The organism is Rhizobium leguminosarum (genome assembly GCF_001679785.1).
GTDB lineage: Bacteria > Pseudomonadota > Alphaproteobacteria > Rhizobiales > Rhizobiaceae > Rhizobium > Rhizobium leguminosarum_R.
In genome coordinates, this window is sequence record NZ_CP016286.1 from 1,329,489 (window position 1) to 1,349,990 (window position 20,502).

The following is a 20,502-nucleotide window of genomic DNA, read 5'->3' on the forward strand; positions in this document are numbered from 1 at the left end:
GAGCGGAGCGCCAGCATTGCTGCCGACGAGATGCGAAAGCAGGACCCATGGCCAATATTTCAGTCCCATCGATAACCACGGCCGCGAGGCCGGCAAGAAAAGCTGCAAACAGCAAGAGCTCGGTCGCCCATGACCGGCTGGCGGTGCTGTTGATCTTCCTGCCGCCGGCGCTGCTGCTTTTCACGCTCTTCGTCATCATGCCGATGGGCGAGGCGGCCTGGTACAGCCTCTACAAGTGGAACGGCTACGGCACGCCGACCGAGTTCATCGCGCTGCGCAACTTCCAGGTTCTGTTTCGAAATGCGGCCTTCACGCAGGCGCTGGTCAATAACGGCCTGATCATCGTCATCTCGATCTGCATCCAGGTGCCGCTCGCCATCTGGCTGGCGACCATGCTGGCGCACCGCATTCCGGGTGTCGTCGGCTACCGCCTGATCTTCTTCCTGCCCTATGTGCTGGCGGACGTTGCCGCGGGCCTTATCTGGCGCTTCGTCTATGATGGCGACTATGGCCTGTTTGCCGCCGTTTCCAATTTCTTCGGATTCGCCAACCCTTACGTGCTCGCCGACAAGGACGTGGCGATCTATGCCGTGCTTGGGGTCATCGTCTGGAAATATTTCGGCTTCCACATGATGCTGTTCATCGCCGGCCTGCAATCCGTCGACAAGAGTGTGCTGGAGGCAGCCGAAATCGACGGCGCCACCGGTTGGCAGAAGTTCCGTTACGTCACGCTGCCGCTGCTCGGCTCGACCTTGCGTCTTTCCATCTTCTTTGCCGTCGTCGGCTCGCTGCAGCTCTTCGACATGATCATGCCGCTGACTGGCGGCGGGCCGTCCAACTCCACCCAGACGATGGTCACCTTCCTCTACACCTACGGCGTCATGCGCATGCAGGTCGGCCTCGGCAGCGCAGTCGGCGTCGTGCTCTTCATCATCTGCGTGACGCTCGCCTTCGGTTACAAAAGGATATTCATGCGCCATGACTGATATGAGCTCTTCCATCCGCATGAGCACATCAACACGCGTCTATCTCTACGTGTCGCTGAGCCTGATTGCCGCGATCGTGCTCGTGCCGTTGCTGACGACGGCGCTCGGCGGCTTCAAGACGCTGGGCGACCTGCGCACCAATCCCTTCGGCCTGCCGACGGAGTGGCAATGGGCAAACTATACCGATATTCTTTTCGGTGAACGCTACTGGCTGCAGATCGGCAATTCGCTGGTGATCGCGTCGCTCACCGTTCTCCTGACGCTGATCGTCTCGTCGATGGCGGCTTTCGCCTTTGCCCATGTCCGGTTTTTCGGATCGTCGTTCCTGCTCAATTATTTCCTGCTCGGCCTGATGTTTCCGGCGGCGACCGCAATCCTGCCGCTGTTCATCCGCATCCGCGATCTCGGCCTGCTCGATACCTATTGGGGCGTGGTGCTGCCGCAGGTGGCTTTCGGTCTCGGCATGAGCATCCTGCTGTTTCGAAACTATTTCCGCAACCTTCCGGAAGAATTGTTTCAGGCGGCTTTCGTCGACGGCTGCGGTTATCTCCGCTTCTTCTGGCACATCTCGCTGCCGCTTTCGCGCCCGATCGTCGCCACCGTCAGTATTATCTCCTTCGTCGGCAGCTGGAACAGCTACATCCTGCCGCTGATCATGCTGAACTCGGAATCGAAATATCCCTGGCCGCTCGGCATCATGGTCTATCGCGGCGAGTACGGCACGGAATGGCAGCTGGTGCTGGCCTTCATCACGCTGACCATCCTTCCCACCATCATCGTCTTTTTCGTCGCCCAGAGACACATCATCGCCGGTCTGACTGCCGGCGCAGTGAAGTCCTGAACCGAACCGTTGGAGTGCAATCATGGCATCCGTTGAACTCACCGATATCAGCAAGACCTATGGCGCCGTCGACGTCATCCACGGCATTTCGCTTCATATTGAGGATGGGGAGTTCGTTGCGCTCGTCGGCCCATCCGGTTGCGGAAAATCGACGCTGCTGCGGATGATCGCCGGTCTCGAAGAGATCACCGATGGTGAGATCGCCATCGGCGGCAAGGTCGTCAACGCCATGACGCCGCGCGAGCGCAACATCGCCATGGTCTTCCAATCCTACGCACTCTATCCGCACATGACCGTTGCTGAAAACATGGGCTTCAACCTGAAGCTCGCCGGCGTTGCCAAACCCCAGATCGAGGCCCGGGTGGCCGAAGCCGCCCGCATGCTGGATCTCGCCGAGCTCCTCGACCGCAAGCCGGCCCAGCTTTCCGGCGGCCAGCGCCAGCGCGTCGCGATGGGCCGCGCCGTCGTGCGCAATCCCGCCGTCTTCCTGTTCGACGAGCCGCTGTCCAACCTCGATGCCAAGCTGCGCGTGCAGATGCGCTCGGAAATCAAGACGCTGCACCAGAAGGTCAGGACGACATCGATCTATGTCACCCATGACCAGATCGAAGCGATGACGCTTGCCGACCGCATCGTCGTGCTCAATCAGGGCAGGGTGGAACAGCAGGGGACGCCGCTCGAACTCTACAGGAACCCCGCCAATCTCTTCGTCGCCGCCTTCATCGGATCGCCGGCGATGAACATGCTCGAAGGCACGGTCGACGGAGAAAATGGTGGGCCTGCTGCTCGTCTCAGCGACGGCACGGCGATCCGCATCGCGCCCGACCGCAAGGTCAAGGCCGGCCAGGCCGTCACCATCGGCCTGCGCCCCGAACATCTCATTCCAGGTGTCGCCGCCGGCACGCCGCTCGCCGGCCGGACGATGCTGGTGGAACCGACAGGCGCCCAGACCCATGTCGTCTTCGATCTGGCCGGACAACAGGTGACCGCCATCGTCGATGGCGAATATCCCGCCCGTTACGGCGCCGTTTTCGAGGCAAGCATCACCAGCGATCAGGTGCACGTGTTTGACCGCGGCACCGGCGTGGCGCTGTAGGCGCAACGGCCGTTGGAGTAAATGCGACTCAACTTGAGGGAGTCATATGGTTTGGCGGCTTAACGTGCTAAGTTATCGCCAAGTCGGAGGTGCTTGACATGGCACGCTTCATCGGAGCCGCCCTCACTCTGTGCATCGTGACACTGTTCGCAGCGCACGGACACACTGGGGAAGTCCGGCCGAAATTTCCGCCGGACGAGACATTGACAGTGCCGTCGCTCACCCTGACCGACGAGCAGTTCTTGCTGGGGAATACGGCGAACGGCGTTGCTGTGACGCTGACTGGCAAGCTCAGATTTCCTAGTTGGAACGGGCATCTGCCGGCCGTCATTCTGCTCCATGGTTCCAGTGGCGCTGCCGACAGCACGCCAGCAGTCCGATGGGGCGAATTCCTCAACAGAATGGGCATCGCTACGTTACGCCTCGACAGTTTTGGCGGTCGAGGTATAGATCAGGTCGAGACAGATCAGTCGCGGCTGAGCTCCTTCGCGCAATTCTACGATACCTACCGCGCCGTCGACGTGCTCGCGGCCCACCCGCGGATCGATCCATCACGCATTGCCGTGATGGGCTTCTCCCGCGGCGGCACCGCAGCGCTCTATACCAGCATGCGGCGCTTCCAAGCTCTCCATGGGTCAGCAAAGGCGCGTATTGCCGCACATCTTTCGTTCTATCCTGCGTGCAACTTTCACTTCATTGATGAGCTCGACATTGCAGACGCACCAGTCCGCGAATTCCACGGCGCGGCGGACGACACGACGCTGGCTGTGCCGTGCCTTGACTACATCACGCGTCTCAACGCCGCCGGAAAGGACGCTGTCATGACCGAGTATCCCGGCGCGCACCACGGGTTCGATAACCCCGATGCGCGGTTTGTTTCCGTTGCCCAAAGCGCACAATCCTCTCGCAATTGTCAGCGCCGCGAGGAAGACGGCAAGATAATCAATGTCGAGACTGGCAAACCCTTCACCTTCAATGATGCTTGTGTGGAACTCGGTTCAACAGTGGGCTACGACAAAGCTGCGACCGAGGCAGCGCAAGCCACGGTCAAGAAGTTCCTGACAGGAGTATTTCGCCTCAACTGATCCGATGGCTAAGCATCGAGAGCGGGGCTGCTGAACGAGGGTGCGTGGGGGGCAGCTATTGACGCGAACCGGCCGCAAGACCGTAACCGGTGTTCCACTCCCACGTTGTCCTCGCCGCCCTGATCTGTGATCGGCTTTCAATGGACGAGCAACGGGAGTTTCTCCATGGAGCGTACATTGGAGGTTCTCACGACCAGGAGGTCTGGACGTGAGGTTCATCGGCACTGGCCGGACGAGGTCAAGGCGCAGATCGTTTCGGAGAGCCTTCGGCCCGGAGCGTTGGTGAATGAAGTCGCGGAGCGACATGGCCTGAAGCCGAACCACTTATCGACTTGGCGGACGATGGCACGGCAGGGCAAGCTGGTTCTGCCGGCACCCGAAGATGCTGTGGAGTTCGCAGCGGTGATCGTTGATCCACCCGTTTTGGAAACGCCGATTAAGAAAGCCAGTCGTCCCGAGATCGTTGTTGGCTCCGTCACGATCCGTTTGGAAGAAGGTGCGTCTGCCGCCCGGATCGCGGCTGTCGCGCGTGCCTTAGCGGTCCCGGCATGATCTTTCCATCGAACCGGCTTCGGATCATGGTGGCCACCAAGCCGGTCGACTTTCGCAAAGGCCACGATGGCCTGGCAGCGCTGGTCAAGAACGAGCTGCACAAAGACCCTTTTAATGGAACAGTCTTCGTATTCCGGTCTCGCAAAGCAGATCGATTGAAGCTGATCTACTGGGATGGCAGCGGGCTGGTGATGGCCTACAAGCGGTTGGAGGAGCATACGTTCACCTGGCCGGGCATCAAGGATGGCTTGATGACCTTGGGCCATGCTCAGTTCGAGGCGTTGTTCGCAGGTCTCGACTGGCGTCGGGTCCGTTCCGTGGAGACGAGGCCGCCGGAAGACATCGAATAGATGCGGCACGATGACTCGGGTGGCAAATTCCAACGGCGAAGTGCTACTGGCTTTGATAGACTTCGACCATGCTAAACGCCGCCGATCTTCCTGACGATATTGCTGCCCTGAAGGCGATGCTGATCGCGGCGCAAGCGCGTGAAGTTCGCAAGGATGATCGGATCGAGCGATTGGAGAAGCTGGTCGCCGCCTTCAAGCAGGCCGCCTTCGGCCGCAAATCCGAGAAGGCCGATCCCGAGCAATTCGATCTCGCACTGGAAGACCTGGAAACGGCCATTGCGGCCATCCATGCTGAAGATGAAGCCGACAGCCCTTCGGGGAAGCCGCAGTCCAAACCCCGCGTCACCAATCGCGGTTATCTGCCCGCCCATTTACCTCGTATCGAGGAGATCATTGAGCCGGAAAGCCTGATCTGTGCTTGCGGCGGAGGCTTGCATTGCATCGGCGAGGACTTATCCGAGCGGCTAGATGTCATTCCGGCGCAGTTCCGTGTCATCGTCACCCGCCGTCCAAAATATGCTTGCCGCGCCTGCACCGACGGCGTTACCCAAGCTCCAGCGCCTGCACGATTGGTCCAGGCTGGATTGCCGACGGAGGCGACCATCGCACATGTGCTGGTGTCCAAATACGCCGATCACCTCCCCCTCTATCGGCAGGCCCAGATCATGAGCCGCCAGGGTGTCGATCTCGACCGCTCCACGCTTGCCGACTGGGTCGGCCGGGCAGCATTCGAACTGCGCCCGGTCTTCGACGCCCTGATCGCCGACCTGAAGCGGTCGACCAAGCTGTTCATGGACGAGACCCGTGCGCCGGTCCTCGATCCTGGCTCCCGCAAAACCAAGACCGGATACTTCTGGGCCCTGGCCCGTGATGACCGACCGTGGAACGGAGGTGCGCCACCAGGCGTCGCTTTCACTTATGCTCCCAGTCGCAGCGGACTACATGCCGAACGGATATTGCAAGGGTTCACGGGCATCCTTCAGGTCGACGGATATGCTGGATATAATCGGCTGATCGCACCCGACCGGGTCGGTCCGGACATCCGGCTTGCCTATTGTTGGGCCCACGCTCGGCGTAAGCTGGTTGAGATCACGCGCAACGGGGTAGCGCCAATCGCCGAGGAGGGTATGAGGCGGATCGGCGAGTTTTATCGGATCGAAGCGGAACTGCGCGGCCTTCCCGCAGAAGCTAGGCTTGCAGGAAGGCAGGATCGATCAGCGCCATTGATTGCGGACATGCGGATATGGCTGGTGCATCATCGCGGCCGCGTCGCTGGCAAGTCGCCACTCGGCGAAGCACTCACTTACATCGCCAAACACTGGGATGGCCTTTGCGCTTTCCTAACTGATGGCCGCATCGAGGTCGATAACAACGTCGTCGAGCGAACAATCCGGCCGATAGCCCTCAATCGGAAGAATGCTCTGTTTGCAGGTCACGACGCAGGAGCGGAGAACTGGGCGACCATCGCCTCATTGATCGAGACGGCGTTATGCCGCGCGCGGCATAAGGCGGTTTATGCCGACCGTCGAACTATGCCGAGTGTCTCTTCTATTGTTTGCAGCAAACCGTGCGTTCCCGGCCCGTTCGGCGGGTCGCTGTTGTTTGGCACTCGGCATAGTTCTCATGCTCAGAGGGCGTTCAGGAATTCCAGAAGCCGGTCGCTTGGTCGAAATCGCTCGGCCTTGGCGCGTTCGTACGGCTTCAGCTTTGCGAGTGCAGATTCCTTCAGTTCGAGATGTGCATGAAGATAGGTCAACGTCGTTTCCATCGCTTCGTGGCCCAACCACAGGGCAATTACGGAGCAGTCGACGCCCGCCTGCAGCAACTCCATGGCAGCAGAGTGCCGCAAGACATGGGGCGAGACCCGCTTTGAGCGAAGGGAGATGCAGTGCTCACGTGCTTTGGCGACATATTTGTTCAGCAGCGCCTGCACGCCGTCCGCGCTGAGCCTGCCACCGTGCATATTCGGAAAGAGAGCCGTTGCGCCCCGCTTCCCTGGCTCCCTGAGCCACCGCTGGAGGGCTTGCTGTGCAACCTTCGTGAGCGGCGTACTTCGCTCTTTGCGGCCCTTGCCGACGCATTGCACATGCGCACCGCGGCCGAGCACTACCGAGTCTCGGTCGAGGTCGATGATCTCCGAGACCCGCAGCCCCGTTTGCGCGGCCAGCAATAGCAGAGTGTAATCGCGGCGTCCCAGCCACGTGTTTCGATCCGTACAGTCCAGGATCGCTTCAATCTCGGGCCTGGTTAGGAACTGAAGCTGCCGCTTGTCGCATCGCTTGCTGGGGATCGCGAGCACACGCTGAATGTGGGCGCTGTGTGCCGGCTCCTCAAACGCCGCATATCGGAAGAAAGAGCGGATGGCTGTGAGGCGGAGATTCCGGGTCCGCACCGAGGCGGATCTCTGCGTCTCAAGATCCTCCAGGAATGCGCCGATGAAAGGAGCGTCCAAATCCCGCAGCGTCAACTGGGATGGGGATCTCCCAATGCGCGTCTGTGCGAAAGCAAACAGGAGCCTGAAGGTGTCGCGATAGGAGGCGATGGTATTGGAACTTACACCTCGATGCTTCATAAGCCGATCCGTAAACCACCGCTCGATTAGCACGGGCAGGTCGTTCGTGTGTCTCATGACCGGACCTCCCAACGCTTATCCAATCGCCGTACGGCATGGTTCATCAGTTCCGGCGTGGCCGACAGATACCAATAGGTGTCGCGAACATTGGCATGGCCGAGGAAGGTTGAGAGAACGGGCAGCTCGCGTTCCACATCTTCGCCGGCGCGATGCCAGTTGATCAGGGTCTGGACGGCGAAACGGTGACGAAGATCATGAATCCGTGGGCCATCTCGATTCCCCTCCTGTCGTAATCCGATTTGCCGGGATAGTCGCCAGAACACGCGATGCACGTATTGATGCAGCAATCTGCCGCCTTGTTCGGCGACGAAGAAATAGGGACTGCGCGGCGTACCAAGGTGTGCATCGCGTCGGGCGGCGTAGCCCGAAAGGACAGCAATTGTCGTGGCATGCAGCGGGACCAGCCGTGACTTGCCAAACTTTGTCTCTCGGATGGTGAGGACGCCCTGGTCGAGATCGACATCGGCCCGGAGCAGGCTGAGCGCTTCGGAATGGCGCAGTCCGGCCACTGCTATCAGCCCGAACAGGCAGTGATATGTCCAGCGCCGCAGAGCGTTGGCCGGCGGCAACGACAGTGCCGCCGCCAAAAGTGTCTGAATCTCGATCTCGCTATAGATGTAGGGCTTTGTCCGCCGTGCCGGTGCTACAGCGTCGCTTGGTAGCACTTCTGTCAAAGGATCGAAATAACTGAGGTGCTGTGCAAAGCAGCGCACATCAGACAGGCGGATGGACCAGCTTGGCTGCCGGCCCATCGAGGTGACCCACTCCATTGCCAGATCATTCGTGATGGTCTCGGCGCCGCGGGATTCCATGAAAGCGACGAACTCCGACAATCGTTTTGCCGGACCGTCATATTTGTATCCCAGCCCTTGGCGCATGCCGATGTAGCGCTCAAACGCGGTGCCAAGCCGGCTCATTGGACACCTCCCGGCCAGGGTAGGCTCAGTTCACGCAGCTTATCAATATCGAGCTTGGCATAGATTCTTGTACTGTCGATGCTTCGATGGCGGAGCAGTTGGCCGATCTCAGCAAAGCTGGCGCCCGATCGCAAAAGGTCAGTCGCAAGGCTGTGGCGGAAAAGATGGGCGCCGTGATGCGCATAGCCTTCAATGTCGGCCTGTTCGAGTGCTTGCTTAGCGATCCACGTGATGGCGCTGCCAGATGTAAAACCCACGTGCGGGGCGAGTGTTCGTAGGAAAAGTCGTCGACATGCCGAGGCTGGACGCCCATGTCGGATATAAGCGACGAGTGCTGTTCCGACGTCGTGACGCAGCGGCATAGTCGCTTGGCGTCGTCCCTTTCCGTGTACGAGGATCGTGCCCGACTGCCAGTCGATATCGTCAAGATTGAGGTTGGAAACTTCGCTGGCGCGCAAACCGAGCTTGGCGAGGATCATCAGAACCGCGTAGTCCCGACGACCCATTGCCGTCGTCCGATCACAGGCATCGAGAACCTTCTGGACTTTCTCGGGCGGGAGAAATGTTGGAAGGCCGGCAAGTCGCCAGCGGCGGATGGACGGCACACAGCCAGCGAGCGGCATCGAGATGAAACCCTTCAGATGCAAATAGCGCAGGAAGGCACGCACAACCCCGCACATGGCTTTGCCACTGTCGGCGGAACCATCGAGCGCATGTCGCTCGACATAACCGATCACGGTCTGCGGGGTGAGCGCTGCAAACCCGTCTACGCCTAAAGGGCACACCTCCCGGAGAAATCGAAGCGACAGAAGCTTGTGGCTCCCCATAGTCGCGGCGGCGAGCCCTCTCTCAGTCGAGAGATATTGCCCGAATACATCGACGATCTTCTCGTGCTCACTGCGCAGAATCGGAAGTGCGGCTGGTATTAAGCCTTTCTCCCGTAACGCCAAAAGCAAGCGGCGGAGTGCCGATCGATCGCCCGAGTCGGGCTTCCAGTGCTTGAAACGATGCTCAAGAAAGCGGTCGACGTGAACCTCGCTTAAATCCTGCGGAGCATGTCCATTGCCAACATGCCAGTCCATCAGATCCCGAAACAGGCTCAGCGAGCGCCACGTGCAATGCCGACCCAAACCTTCGTTCGACATTTTGGCGGCGTAAACGCCCGCAAACTCCCGATACGGACCATAGACCAGCTTCCGGTATAGGGCGCTGCGATTCAAATAGTCAGTTGCGTTCATGTGTCCTCTCCTTCGCGTCAACTGCGACGGAGAGACCCTAAACTATGCCGACTAGCTGCCCGCTATGATGCCGGAAACGTTGGCAAAAAGTTGATTAATCGGCATAGTTCGACGGTCGGCATAAACGTGCAAGCTCAATGCTATCGATCCGTTCGCCTATCTGAGCAGCACGCTGACGGCCATTGTCAACGGCCACAAGCAAAGTGGGATTGAAGAACTCCTGCCGTGGAACCATCGGCCCTCCGGTAACGCAACATAGGCGGCCGCAGGTTTGCCGCCTTTGACTGATGGAATCTTTCCGCGATATCATCGGCGGCGAAACCGGCGAGAGCGAGACGATGGAAAAGTTCTTTCATAGCGACGTACGGGAGATTGACGCATTTGAAGAATTCTTGAGAAGCGATTGGCAGCTATTCGATTGCCGCATCGACGGATCAGCTAGTCAAGCCGTCGCAATGACCGCTATCCAGGCTTATTATCATAAAACGCAAAGTCTTTGGGGTGGCTATCCCGAAAACTACATTCTGGCGGTACGCGAAAAAGTACCAGCAGCAAAGAGCCTAGCCGCAATCATGGAGAAACTGGACCACGTCGACAAAGACGAAATAATCGCTTTGGTCGGATACAATGACGGTGGCTTGATCTCCCTTTCCAGCAAAATCTGGCCACCACAGCAAGGGGCAAAATCAGCCGACTGGTGGATCGGAAAGTTTGCCCTTTAGTGCAGGATGCAACGGCCTATCCAAGCCTGACCGCGTCAACGTGGGAGGTGGGCACCGCTTACGCAAGACCTCGGCCACTACTCCCTAGACCGTAAACTCCCATTGGTGGCATTTGCTACATAACTCCCGAAATCTTCAGGTCATTTGCATGTATCACGGATGATCGCCTGGAGTGGTTCGAGATCGTCAACATCAATCGTGGCCGCCGAGATTGCTTGAGTGATCCGACAATTTTGGCGTTAGGCCTTCCCTAAGGTATACGTCCGTATGGAAGAAGAGACTTCATTGGACGGCGGCGGGCGTACCCGCGTTTCGCGACGCGGTAGCGTGGTCTTTCGCGCATCGGGTCCATGGTCCCATACGGTCATAAGTCTTCTGCAGCATCTTGAGCGCTCCGGTTTTTCTGAAGCACCGCGCGTGATAGGCCGCGGCTTCGACGAGCAAGGACGCGAAACTTTATCATTCATCGAGGGTGAAATTCTTCATCCCGGTCCTTGGGCCGACGACGCATTTCCCCGGTTGGGGGATATGCTCAGACGACTGCACGACGCCACCAGTTCATTTTCAGTTCCAAAGGATGCCGTTTGGCGACCGTGGTTTGGCCGCACCGTCGGTCGTGGTCCACTGGTCATTGGTCACTGCGACACTGGACCTTGGAACATTATATCCCGTGCAGGCCTGCCGATTGCTTTGATTGATTGGGAAGTTGCCGGTCCAGTGCGCCAGGATATCGAACTGGTCCAGGCATGCTGGTTGAACGCGCAGCTCTATGATGATGACATCGCGGAAAAGGTGGGCCTCGGTTCGGCAACAGCGAGGGCACGACAAATCCGCATGCTGCTCGACGGATATGGCCTCTCACAGAAAGCTCGAAGCGGGTTCATCGACCAGTTGATCGAATTCGCAGTGCTGGATGCAGCAGCACAGGCAATCGAATCCAGCGTCACGGCGGAAAGTACGAACCCTGAGCCACTCTGGGCAATAGCGTGGAGAATAAAGAGTGCGGCCTGGATACTCCGCAATCGCCACATATTGGAGACCGTTCTTGTTTGACGACGCGTCACCCCCAGACGCACACCGAATAGGGCGGATAGCCAGCACCTCACTGCTCAAAAGACCGAAACGGACGGATAAGCGGCTAAGCCATTTGGTTTCTGAGCGATATCCCCACCACCGGACGTTGCCAATGCCACAAGTTGCACTATTGTCTGTCCGGCACGCAAAAATCTGATGGTGATTATGCCGGTAGTAACTCGACATCTCATTGACCGGGGTGACGGAGCCACGGTCGAGCTTTTTCAAGCTCAAGCCGCAAGCGAAACGCCCGCAGGAGCAATCCTAGTTGTCCACGGCAATCAGGGTGGCCGTCTGCTTGGAGGGATAGAGGCGGTCGACAGCGGCGCGTTGCTTCGCTTTTGTTCTGGTTTGAATATCACTGCGGCGGCAGTCTCGCAGCCCGGTTTTGGGGCATCAGATGGCCCTCCGGATTTCTGCGGTCCCAAAACCCAGCAAGCGATTATCGCTGCTCTCGCTTTCCTGCGGGGCCAGCCTTCCGTCGATCCTGACCGAATTGTTCTCTATGGAAACAGTCGTGGTGCCGTTGCATCGGCAATGGTCGCCACCCAGGTTTCTGATCTGCGAGCAGTCATCCTATCCAGCGGCGTCTACGATCTTGAAGTCGCTTATCACGAGAGTTCAGACGGTTTGCGGTGGGCTATCGAGAAAGAGGCGGGCCTATCGAGAGAGGCCTTTCTGGCTCGCTCTGCATTGCATTATGCGCCCGAAGTTCGGTCTGAGACGCTGTTGTTGCATGGAAAGCATGACGACCGTGCTCCTGTTGCCCAAGCCGAACTCTTCTCAAAAGCTCTGTCCAATGCCGGAGTCCTGGCGACGCTTCACGTCTTTGAGTGTGGACATCAAATTCCAAGGAATCACAGGCAGGGAGCTCTCAGGCCCTTCCTGCAAAGGGTGTTCAATCCCGTCGTGACATACCACTAAGGGCAGCATGACAGCTTCGGGCAGCGGGAAAGTGGCCCGCCTACCTCTATCGGCCACAGCGCTTTGAGGCACTCCACCCGCCGCTCACCGGTAAACGCACGTCTTGGACCCTGATGTATCAATTAGGCATGCGGAAAAGGATTGTATGAATGACGCTGGAAGAATTTGTAGCAGTCATCAAGAACGAGGGCGGGAAAATTGCGACGAAAGAAGAGCTGACTGATTTCGAGAAAAAGCTTGGCTTGTCGCTACCCCAGGAACTGAGACAGTTCTTGAAGCTTTCCGGCGGCGGCCTGATTTTTGAACCGCCCGTTGTCTATCTCGATGCGATGGATAGAGACCTTCGCCTTAGGCACATGAGTGACTTGGCGGAGATCGATAAGGAATTCACCACGCCGAGCGCCTACCCGCTTCCGAGGGAACTTTTGCGGATCGGTAACGATGCTGGCGGCAATGCAATCATGGTCTGCCTGCGCGAGGACCGGTTCGGCCAAGTCTTCATGCTCGATCACGAGATGGTCGCCTACGAAGGCGAACCCGAACCTCTGGAGGAGGCCGAGGAGTATGGTCTGGTGACCTGCTATTCTCCGAGCTTCGAGCAGTTCCTCGCCGATCTTCGGATTGAGGAGGATTGAAAGCGGGCCCGCGCAACAGTCTCTGCGAGCTTCGGCCACCGCTTAACCGGCGGTTGAAGTGGAAGTTATGGGCAGACGATCGAGAAGGCGTGATCGGGTCCATTCTTCTGGGCTGGCAAACCACGCCCACTAACCAGAATTGGATCCGCTCTAGGAGGCTGGACGATCAAAAGACGAAAACCTAAAAGAGATTAAGCCCAAACCCGCCTCTTGAACGAGGAGAAAAAATGAAACGCATCGAGATGGAGGTGAGCGGCGGCTGCCAGTGCGGTGCCGTGCGCTACCACGCGACCGCTATGCATGACAATTCGCATCTCTGCCATTGCCGCATGTGCCAGAAGGCCTCGGGCAACATCTTTGCCGCGCTCGTCGCCGCGCCCGATGATGCGCTCAGCTGGACACGCGGTAAGCCGAGCGTCTGGAAGAGCTCGGAGCTTGTCGAGCGCGGCTTCTGCGCCAATTGCGGCACGCCGTTGTTCTTCCACCACCTCGAAAACGGTCGCACCAACCTAATGATCGGTTCGCTTGACGACCCGCACGCCTTCTCGCCGCTTGCCAATACCTGCACCGAGAACATGGTGGCATGGTTCGATACGATCACGGGCATAGAAAATACCGGTACGACCGAAAACAACGGCGCCGACTGGGCCGCGGCCATCAAGGAGAGCAGCAACCAGCACCCCGATCACGATACCACCTCATGGGCGGTGAGGGGGCGTGATGGCTGAGTCCTATCCGGTGCTGCGCTGTCCGAGGCTATGGCGTGTGGGCAGTGGCGGGGGCTTTGCTCTGCGACTGGCATCGTTGCACATCGATGCTACCGACCACCGCTAGGCGGGCGATAGCATCGGTTGACGAGGGCTACTTTGCTCCTGCGGCCGCTTCTATGACCGCAGCCACTTCCTTGGCGTGCGAGGCCAGCGAGGCGTGGCTACCCTCGACCGTCGTCACCTTGGCCTTCATCCGTTCGGCAAAGAAAGCCTGTGCGTGGGGATCAAGGACGAGGTCCTTGGAGCTCAGGACATACCAGCTTGGCTTGTCGTGCCATGCCGCGACCCCAGCAGGCGCATCGAAGGCAGTGTGGTTGATCGGCATCTGGTGCGCTGCCAGATGTTCACCGATCTTCTTGGGCAGGTCGCCCGCCACTGCACTGGGGAATACTGCAGGATCGATGGTCAAGTAACCCTTTGCGTCGGGCCGAATGGCGGCCGCTCCGGGGGTTGCCGGACCGCTGGCTGCCAATGCTGTGATGGTTTCACCTTTCTCGGGCGCAAAGGCCGAGACATAGACGAGTGATGCCACCTTGGAGTTGTCGCCCGCCTCGCCGATCACCACGCCACCCCAGGAATGGCCCACCAGGACAACCGGACCATTTTGCGCATCCAGCACCGCATTGGTGGCAGCGACGTCGTCAGCAAGCGAGGTCAGTGGGTTCTTTACCGCAGTCACCGTGTAGCCCTTGGCGGTCAGGATTGCAGCGACGCCGTCCCAACTGGTTTCGTCAACGAAGGCGCCGTGGACAAGAACGATATTCTTAATTGTTTGATCCGGGAGAGCCGGCTGGGCCCACGCGGGGGCAGCACCAAGCATGGCGGTCGTCAGCATTAGGGCGGACATAAGAAGAGATTTCATTTGGAGCTCCTACTGGGCGCATCAGCGCAATTGCTTAATTCGGATAATCTGCAATGCTATCGCCTACGCGACGGCAGGAAGACCAGGATGGCCTTGCCTTCGCGGAAACACTTGAACTGCCAGATAATTCCTCTTTGAAGACAAAACCAAACTAGGGCTTACCGAGATGGATCACCATGACCCGAGCCCCGCAATGCATGCTCCATCGTCCAAAAATGCGATCATGCTCGCCTCTCGGGTGGATCTGCTCTCCCAGATTTTGGCCATGGTCAGCCTGCATGGCGAAATCGTCTTTACAGTCGAGCTCAGCCAACCATGGGCGCTACGCTTTCATCCAGGAGCGGCTTATTTCTTCATCGTGCTCGAAGGGGGCCTGACGGTTGTGAACGATCAGGGCCATGCCTTGCAGGTGGCAACTGGCGATCTGATCATGCTGCCGCGAGGCCTTGGGCACGGCTTGAGCGATGGCGAGTGTGCATCTGAGGCTGACTTGGCAGCCCTGATGGCGGCGCAGGTTACCTCCGAAAAACTCAATGTCTCCCACGGCGGAGGCGGCCGACAGACCAAGCTTATCGCCGGAGCCTTTCGGTTCGAAAGCGCTTCCGTGCCCTGGCTCGTATCGGCACTGCCTTCGGTCATTCACATTCCAAAAGCCAGCGGCGAGACCGCCGGATGGGCCGAGGGCCTTGGCTACTTCATGATGAAGGAAGCCCAGGAGGTGTATCCCGGCGCGTCCATCATGATTTCACGGCTGATCGACGTGCTGGTGATCAGTATCCTGCGTAGCTGGGTGCGGATCGAGCGGGGCGGCAATGTCGGCTGGCTTGGAGCGCTCGGGGATGCGCGCATCAGCCGCGCGCTCAAGGCCATCCACGACGAACCTTATCGGCGCTGGACCGTGCTCGATCTGGCTCGGGTGGCGGGCCTGTCCCGGTCCGGCTTCGCGGCGCGATTTACAGCATTGGTGAAAGAAGCGCCACTTTCCTACCACAGCCGCTGGCGGCTGACGCTCGCCTTGGGCTTGATGCGCCAGCCTGATGCCAAGGTTGGGTCGGTCGCCAGGCAAGTGGGCTATGATTCCGAAGCAGCCTTCAGCCGAGCCTTCAAGGCACAGTTTGGTTTTGCGCCCATGAATGCCAAATCGACAACTATTCAGGATCGATGATGGTGTAGATCCGGCGCAATTATAAAGCGCGAATGTCCGACGTGCGGTCGAATGCCGAATGGCAGCTTCTGCTGAACTCGCCCCGATAACAGACGCGCCGCTTCCGGCCCCGTAGCAGTCGTCTATCCAAGCCGAGCCGATGTCCGTGCGAACCGGACAGCCGCCGAGCCACCCCGGCGGCCTACTGCCGCGATATATTATTCCGCCGCGATCCGTGTCACGCCATTGGCCTGGACGATCTTTTCCAATAGCGCCAGCTCGTCCTGGGTAAGATCCGTCAGAGGCGGGCGCACGGGGCCTGGGTTCTGTCCGAGGACGCGAAGGCCGGCCTTGATGATCGAGACGGCGTATCCCTTCTTGCGGTTGCGCAAGGCGACGAAGGGGAAGAAGAAGCCCTTCAGGATCTCGTCGACGGTTGCCTGATCGCCGGTGCGCAGGGCGCCGTAAAAGCGCTGGGCAAGCGCGGGCACGAAGTTGAAGACGGCCGATGAATAGGTCGTCACGCCTGCAGCGAAATAGGCCTGGGCATAAACCTCATGGGTCGGCATGCCGCCGACATAGATGAGACGGTCGCCAAGCAGGGTGGTGATCTCGATCACCTTGTCGACATCGCCGACACCATCCTTGAAGCCGATCAGGTTCGGGCATTCCTCCGCCAGGCGCGCGATGCTGTCGGCGGTCAGGACGGCATTGTCGCGGTTATAGACGATGACGCCAATGCCGACCGATTGGCAGACCGCCTTGACGTGGGCGATGAGACCCGCCTGTTCGGCAAACATCAGATAGGGCGGCAGCAGCAGCAGCCCGTCCGCGCCGGCCTTCTCGGCCGCGACTGCGATCTCGATGGCGAGCGATGTACCGTAGCCGGTTCCCGAAATGATCGGCGTCTTGCCGGCCGACGCCTTGGCGGCCCGGATCACCTGCGGAATCTCGGCCGGATTAAGCGAGAAGAATTCACCGGTGCCGCCGGCGGCAAACAGCGCAGCGGCGTCATAACCGGAAAGCCACTCGACATGACGGCGGTATTTGGCTTCGTCGAATTTGAGTTGATCGTCGAAATGGGTCACCGGAAACGACAGGAGACCACTACCGACGGCCTTCTTCAATTCAATCGGGTTCATCATGAAGTCCTATTTCTTAGGTGTTGAAAACCGGCTCACTCGCTCTCGAGCACTTGCAGAAGTGCGGCGATATAGCCGTAGCAGAAGGCAAATGCGGTGGCGGTTGGATCCTTGCCGCTGACGGTCGGCACATGGTCGGGCATCAGCATGTATTTGAAGCCCACTTCCTTGTAGATCCTGGCCGAGCGGACCATGTCCATGTCGCCTTCTTCAGGGAAGGTCTCCATGAAGGACAGCTTGCCGCCGCGAATATTGCGGAAATGAACATTGAAGATCTTGCCGCGCTGGCCGAACCAGCGGATGACATCGTCGATTTCCTTGCCGGGATTTTCCAGCATCTCGCCGATCGAACCCTGGCAGAAATTGAGGCCGTGATACGGGTTTTCGCGCATCAGCACGAATTTCTTCAGGCCTTCCACCGTGCCCAGCACCCGCGTGACGCCGCGATAACCCGGCGGCGTATAGGGATCGTGCGGATGGCAGGCGAGCCGGATGCGGTTGCTTGCAGCGACAGGAACGACGCGTTCGAGGAAATAGTCGATCCGCTCCCAGTTTTCGTCCTCGGAAAGCACGCCGGCAAGGCCGGGCTCGGCCTGCTGGTCCGTCTTGTCCCAGCGGAAGCTGGCATTCAGCGACCCGCCGCGTCCCGGTTCATCCGGTGTGCGGGGAATGCCGATCAGGTTGAGATTGTACTTCACCGCAGGAATACCGGCGGCTGCCACATTCTCGATCAGCTTGCAGACGGCGTCGATCTGTCTGTCGCGCTCGGGGCCGGCAAGCAGGATATCGGGATAGGAAGCCTTCTCGATCGGCTGCGAGGGCAGGGGCAACTGGATCATGTCGAGGATCAGGCCGAAGCTTTCGACCTTGTCGCGATGACGTTCGAGATCGGACAGCGTCCAGCTGCTCGGCTTTCCCGGCGGGTCGGCGTTGATATGCTTCACACCCAGTTGCGCGAAGATACGATAATCGTCGTCATCCCGCGCTGCGACCTGTGTTCCCAGATACATTTGAGTCTCTTTCGAAATTACACAATGTCATATGACATAATATGAATTTTGAAGAGTGTCGAGCCCTATTGCTGCTCGGCGAGCATGCGGTAGCGGCGTTGGCTGGCCAGCATATGGGCGCGCATTGCCTGGCGGGCGCGTTCGGGATCCTGATCGGCGATTGCCGCGAGGATTTCGACATGTTCGGCATAAACCTTCTGAAGATAGCTGCGGTCATTGGCTTCCGGCAGTGTCGGAAACTGGCCGCGGGGGATGGCTCTGGGGCCGAAATGGCGCAGGACATCGACATAGAATCGGTTGTTAGTGGCGGCGGCAATCGCCATGTGGAAGGCATAATCCGCTTCCACCGTTTGCTGTCCGGTTTCGATCAGGTTTGCCATTCTGCGGTTGGCTTCGCGAATCGCCGCCTCTTGCTCGGCCGTGCGGCGATAGGCGGCAATTGCCGCCGCTTCACCCTCGGCCGCCATACGAAACTCCAGCAATTCCAGGGTTTCTGGAATGCTTTTGATTTCCACCGGCGTCAGCGACAGGACCGAATGCGCCTTCGGATCCGCGACGAAGACGCCTTTGCCCTGGATCGGCTTGACGAAGCCTGCAGACCTCAGATCGGCAATGGCCTCGCGCACCACGGTGCGGCTGACGCCGAATGTCGCTTCAAGCTGCGGCTCGGTCGGCAGCTGGTCGCCGACCCGTAGCTTCCCCGTCTCGATCTGCGCCCGCAGCTGATCGATAACCTGCTGCGCCAGTCTTTGCCGGCCACCGCCGAGTGTCGTCATTTTCCGTTCCCCCAATCCCTTTGCATCATGTCTCCCGCTCGGGTCTTGCAAATCATATCAGACTTCGATAAATCATAATACGACATACGGGCGACATAATATGTCTTTTATAGTAGTCTAGGGAGGACTGACAATGAAGCATTTTTCTAAGGGCTTGTTCGTCGGCGCCGTCGTTGGCGCTCTGACGATCGCTGCACCACAGATGCAGGCTGCCACCCCGCAGGACCAACTGGTGGTCGGCACATCGCTGGCGCAGGTTCTGTCGCTGGATCCGCAGCAGGCGACCGAAGGCAAGGCGGTCGAGATCATGTCGAATCTGTACGATCGGCTGGTCGCCAGCACGGGGATGGCAAGATCCTTCCGCAGCTGGCGGAAAGCTGGAAGATCGACGACAAGGGCATCACCTTTACGCTGCGCAAGGCCAATTTCGCCTCCGGCAACCCGGTCACCTCGAAGGATGTCGTCTATTCATTGGCGCGGCTCCTGAAGATGGACCAGGCCGCCGCCGCCAACCTCAAGCGCGTCGGCTACGATAAGGACAATGTCGAAAAGCTCGTCAAGGCCGTCGACGACCAGACGGTGCGGATCGATCTCTCCGAGCAGGTGACGGCAGAGCTTCTGCTCTACCGGCTGACGACGACCACCACCAGCGTGGTCGACAGCGTCGAGGTCGAGAGCCACGCCGTTGATAATGACTACGGAAACGCCTGGATGCGAACCCATTCGGCCGGCTCCGGTCCGTTCACCCTCAATCGCTGGTCTCCGAATGAACTGGTGATCCTCGACGCCAACAAGGATTATATGACCGGCGCGCCGAAGATGCGTCGCGTCATCGTCCGGCATGTGCCTGAAAGCCAGGTCGAGCGGCTGATGCTCGAACGCGGCGATATCGATATTGCCAGCGCGCTGACCGCATCGGATCTCGCGACGTTCAGCGACAAGAAAGGCTTTGCCATCCAGCGTATTCCGACGGGCGGTTTCTACGTGCTGTCGATGAATGCCGGCAACAAATACCTCGCCAACCCGAAGGTTCGCGAAGCCATTGCCTATGGCATCGACTACAAGGGCATCGAAAAGACGATCATGGGTCCTTACGGCCGGGCCAGAAACGTACCCGTTCCGGAGAATTTCGAATACGCCATCCCGAACCCCGATTGGCATCTCGACGTCGAAAAGTCCAAGCAGCTGCTGAGCGAGGCAGGCTTCAAGGACGGCTTCTCGCTGTCGCTGAAGACCATCGCGCAAACGCCGCGCATCGATCTGGCCACCGCCATCCAGGCATCGCTTGCCCAGATCGGCATCAAGATCGACATCCAGCAGGGCAACGGCTCGGAAATCATCGCCGCCCATCGCGCCAGGGATTTCGATCTGCTGATCCCGCAGACCAGCGCCTATATGCCGAACGTCCTCGGCTCGATGGAGCAGTTTTCCTCCAATCCCGACAACTCGAAGGAAGCTAACAATGCCGGCAATTTCGTCTGGCGCTCGGCCTGGGACATCCCGGAACTCACGGCCCTGACGGCCAAGGCATCGATGGAGCCGGACGCCAAGAAGCGTGGCGAAATCTATGTTCAGATGCAGAAGCTGTTCGTTGAACAGAAGCCGGCGGTGCTTCCGCTCTTCGAGCGCTTTGAGCCGATCGTCCTCAACAGCAAGGTCGAGGGATATGTGGGGCACCCGTCTCAGCTGACGCGTCTTGAGAACGTGACCAAGGTCGAAACCCAGTAATAATCCCCAGGACAGCCG

19 protein-coding genes and 3 pseudogenes are annotated in these 20,502 nt (G+C 59.1%); 15 read left to right on the plus strand and 7 right to left on the minus strand.

All coding sequences use genetic code 11. The features are described 5' to 3' along the window. Positions 1-47: 47 nt before the first annotated feature. From BA011_RS06775 to tnpC, 7 genes and pseudogenes are all read left to right on the plus strand, one after another. Complete coding sequence (locus BA011_RS06775; protein ID WP_017960376.1) at positions 48-986, plus strand: carbohydrate ABC transporter permease; 939 nt, start codon at positions 48-50, stop codon at positions 984-986. Then, complete coding sequence (locus BA011_RS06780) at positions 979-1,827, plus strand: carbohydrate ABC transporter permease (RefSeq protein WP_003539503.1); 849 nt, start codon at positions 979-981, stop codon at positions 1,825-1,827. The genes BA011_RS06775 and BA011_RS06780 overlap by 8 nt, the downstream gene beginning before the upstream one ends. Positions 1,828-1,849: 22 nt before the next feature. Further along, the gene (locus BA011_RS06785; protein ID WP_065279864.1) at positions 1,850-2,923 is read left to right on the plus strand and encodes an ABC transporter ATP-binding protein; all 1,074 of its coding nucleotides are present in this window, start codon (positions 1,850-1,852) and stop codon (positions 2,921-2,923) included. A 98-nt stretch (positions 2,924-3,021) separates the two neighbouring features. Further along, on the plus strand, positions 3,022-4,008 hold the full coding sequence (locus BA011_RS06790; RefSeq protein ID WP_065279865.1) for a dienelactone hydrolase family protein: 987 nt from the start codon (positions 3,022-3,024) through the stop codon (positions 4,006-4,008). Between the two features lie 165 nt (positions 4,009-4,173). Further along, positions 4,174-4,560: an IS66-like element accessory protein TnpA gene (gene tnpA / locus BA011_RS06795; RefSeq protein ID WP_065279866.1), complete on the plus strand. Its 387-nt coding sequence runs from the start codon at positions 4,174-4,176 to the stop codon at positions 4,558-4,560. Next, positions 4,557-4,910, plus strand: a complete 354-nt coding sequence (tnpB, locus tag BA011_RS06800) for an IS66 family insertion sequence element accessory protein TnpB (RefSeq protein ID WP_065279867.1) — start codon at positions 4,557-4,559, stop codon at positions 4,908-4,910. Before tnpA ends, tnpB begins: the two co-directional genes overlap by 4 nt. A 68-nt stretch (positions 4,911-4,978) precedes the next feature. Beyond that, positions 4,979-6,394 (plus strand): annotated as a pseudogene (tnpC, locus tag BA011_RS41230) (IS66 family transposase); the annotation flags it as partial. Positions 6,395-6,537: 143 nt separating this feature from the next. Here tnpC and BA011_RS06805 read toward each other — a convergent pair. The 3 genes from BA011_RS06805 to BA011_RS06815 are packed head-to-tail and all read right to left on the minus strand — an operon-like array spanning position 6,538 to position 9,697. Then, complete coding sequence (locus BA011_RS06805; protein ID WP_027664909.1) at positions 6,538-7,539, minus strand: tyrosine-type recombinase/integrase; 1,002 nt, start codon at positions 7,537-7,539, stop codon at positions 6,538-6,540. Then, positions 7,536-8,459: a tyrosine-type recombinase/integrase gene (locus BA011_RS06810; RefSeq protein ID WP_027664908.1), complete on the minus strand. Its 924-nt coding sequence runs from the start codon at positions 8,457-8,459 to the stop codon at positions 7,536-7,538. The genes BA011_RS06805 and BA011_RS06810 overlap by 4 nt, the downstream gene beginning before the upstream one ends. Next, positions 8,456-9,697, minus strand: coding sequence for a site-specific integrase (locus BA011_RS06815; protein WP_027664907.1), 1,242 nt, complete (start codon positions 9,695-9,697; stop codon positions 8,456-8,458). The genes BA011_RS06810 and BA011_RS06815 overlap by 4 nt, the downstream gene beginning before the upstream one ends. Before the next feature lie 124 nt (positions 9,698-9,821). On the opposite strand from BA011_RS06815, the pseudogene BA011_RS46505 reads away from it, so the two are divergent. The 6 genes and pseudogenes from BA011_RS46505 to BA011_RS06840 form a co-directional block, all read left to right on the plus strand. Further along, positions 9,822-9,956: pseudogene (locus BA011_RS46505) on the plus strand (transposase domain-containing protein); the annotation flags it as partial. 28 nt (positions 9,957-9,984) lie between these two features. Continuing rightward, on the plus strand, positions 9,985-10,419 hold the full coding sequence (locus BA011_RS06820; RefSeq protein ID WP_065279868.1) for a hypothetical protein: 435 nt from the start codon (positions 9,985-9,987) through the stop codon (positions 10,417-10,419). Between the two features lie 267 nt (positions 10,420-10,686). After that, positions 10,687-11,472 carry a trifolitoxin immunity protein gene (locus BA011_RS06825; protein ID WP_065279869.1) on the plus strand — a complete coding sequence of 262 codons (786 nt, stop codon included), beginning with the start codon at positions 10,687-10,689 and terminating at the stop codon, positions 11,470-11,472. 177 nt (positions 11,473-11,649) lie between these two features. Continuing rightward, positions 11,650-12,417 carry an alpha/beta hydrolase family protein gene (locus tag BA011_RS06830; protein ID WP_065279870.1) on the plus strand — a complete coding sequence of 256 codons (768 nt, stop codon included), beginning with the start codon at positions 11,650-11,652 and terminating at the stop codon, positions 12,415-12,417. Between the two features lie 149 nt (positions 12,418-12,566). Continuing rightward, positions 12,567-13,052, plus strand: coding sequence for an SMI1/KNR4 family protein (locus tag BA011_RS06835; protein WP_065279871.1), 486 nt, complete (start codon positions 12,567-12,569; stop codon positions 13,050-13,052). Positions 13,053-13,279: 227 nt separating this feature from the next. After that, the gene (locus tag BA011_RS06840) at positions 13,280-13,780 is read left to right on the plus strand and encodes a GFA family protein (protein ID WP_017960381.1); all 501 of its coding nucleotides are present in this window, start codon (positions 13,280-13,282) and stop codon (positions 13,778-13,780) included. 133 nt (positions 13,781-13,913) lie between these two features. Here the strand turns inward: BA011_RS06840 and BA011_RS06845 are convergent, their stop codons facing one another. Continuing rightward, entirely contained in the window at positions 13,914-14,684 is a 771-nt protein-coding gene (locus tag BA011_RS06845; RefSeq protein ID WP_065279872.1) for an alpha/beta fold hydrolase, read from the minus strand. 166 nt (positions 14,685-14,850) lie between these two features. Here BA011_RS06845 and BA011_RS06850 point away from each other — a divergent pair, with 166 nt between their 5' ends. Next, positions 14,851-15,849 carry an AraC family transcriptional regulator gene (locus BA011_RS06850; protein WP_237352595.1) on the plus strand — a complete coding sequence of 333 codons (999 nt, stop codon included), beginning with the start codon at positions 14,851-14,853 and terminating at the stop codon, positions 15,847-15,849. Between the two features lie 197 nt (positions 15,850-16,046). Here BA011_RS06850 and kdgD read toward each other — a convergent pair whose 3' ends face one another. From kdgD to BA011_RS06865, 3 genes are all read right to left on the minus strand, one after another. Beyond that, a complete protein-coding gene (gene kdgD, locus BA011_RS06855) occupies positions 16,047-16,973 on the minus strand; it encodes a 5-dehydro-4-deoxyglucarate dehydratase (RefSeq protein WP_065279874.1) in 927 nt (308 codons plus the stop codon). 32 nt (positions 16,974-17,005) lie between these two features. Beyond that, entirely contained in the window at positions 17,006-17,980 is a 975-nt protein-coding gene (locus tag BA011_RS06860; RefSeq protein ID WP_065279875.1) for a mannonate dehydratase, read from the minus strand. Positions 17,981-18,045: 65 nt separating this feature from the next. After that, positions 18,046-18,756, minus strand: a complete 711-nt coding sequence (locus tag BA011_RS06865; protein WP_065279876.1) for a FadR/GntR family transcriptional regulator — start codon at positions 18,754-18,756, stop codon at positions 18,046-18,048. A gap of 133 nt (positions 18,757-18,889) precedes the next feature. On the opposite strand from BA011_RS06865, the pseudogene BA011_RS06870 reads away from it, so the two are divergent. Beyond that, positions 18,890-20,484 (plus strand): annotated as a pseudogene (locus tag BA011_RS06870) (ABC transporter substrate-binding protein). Positions 20,485-20,502: the final 18 nt, after the last annotated feature.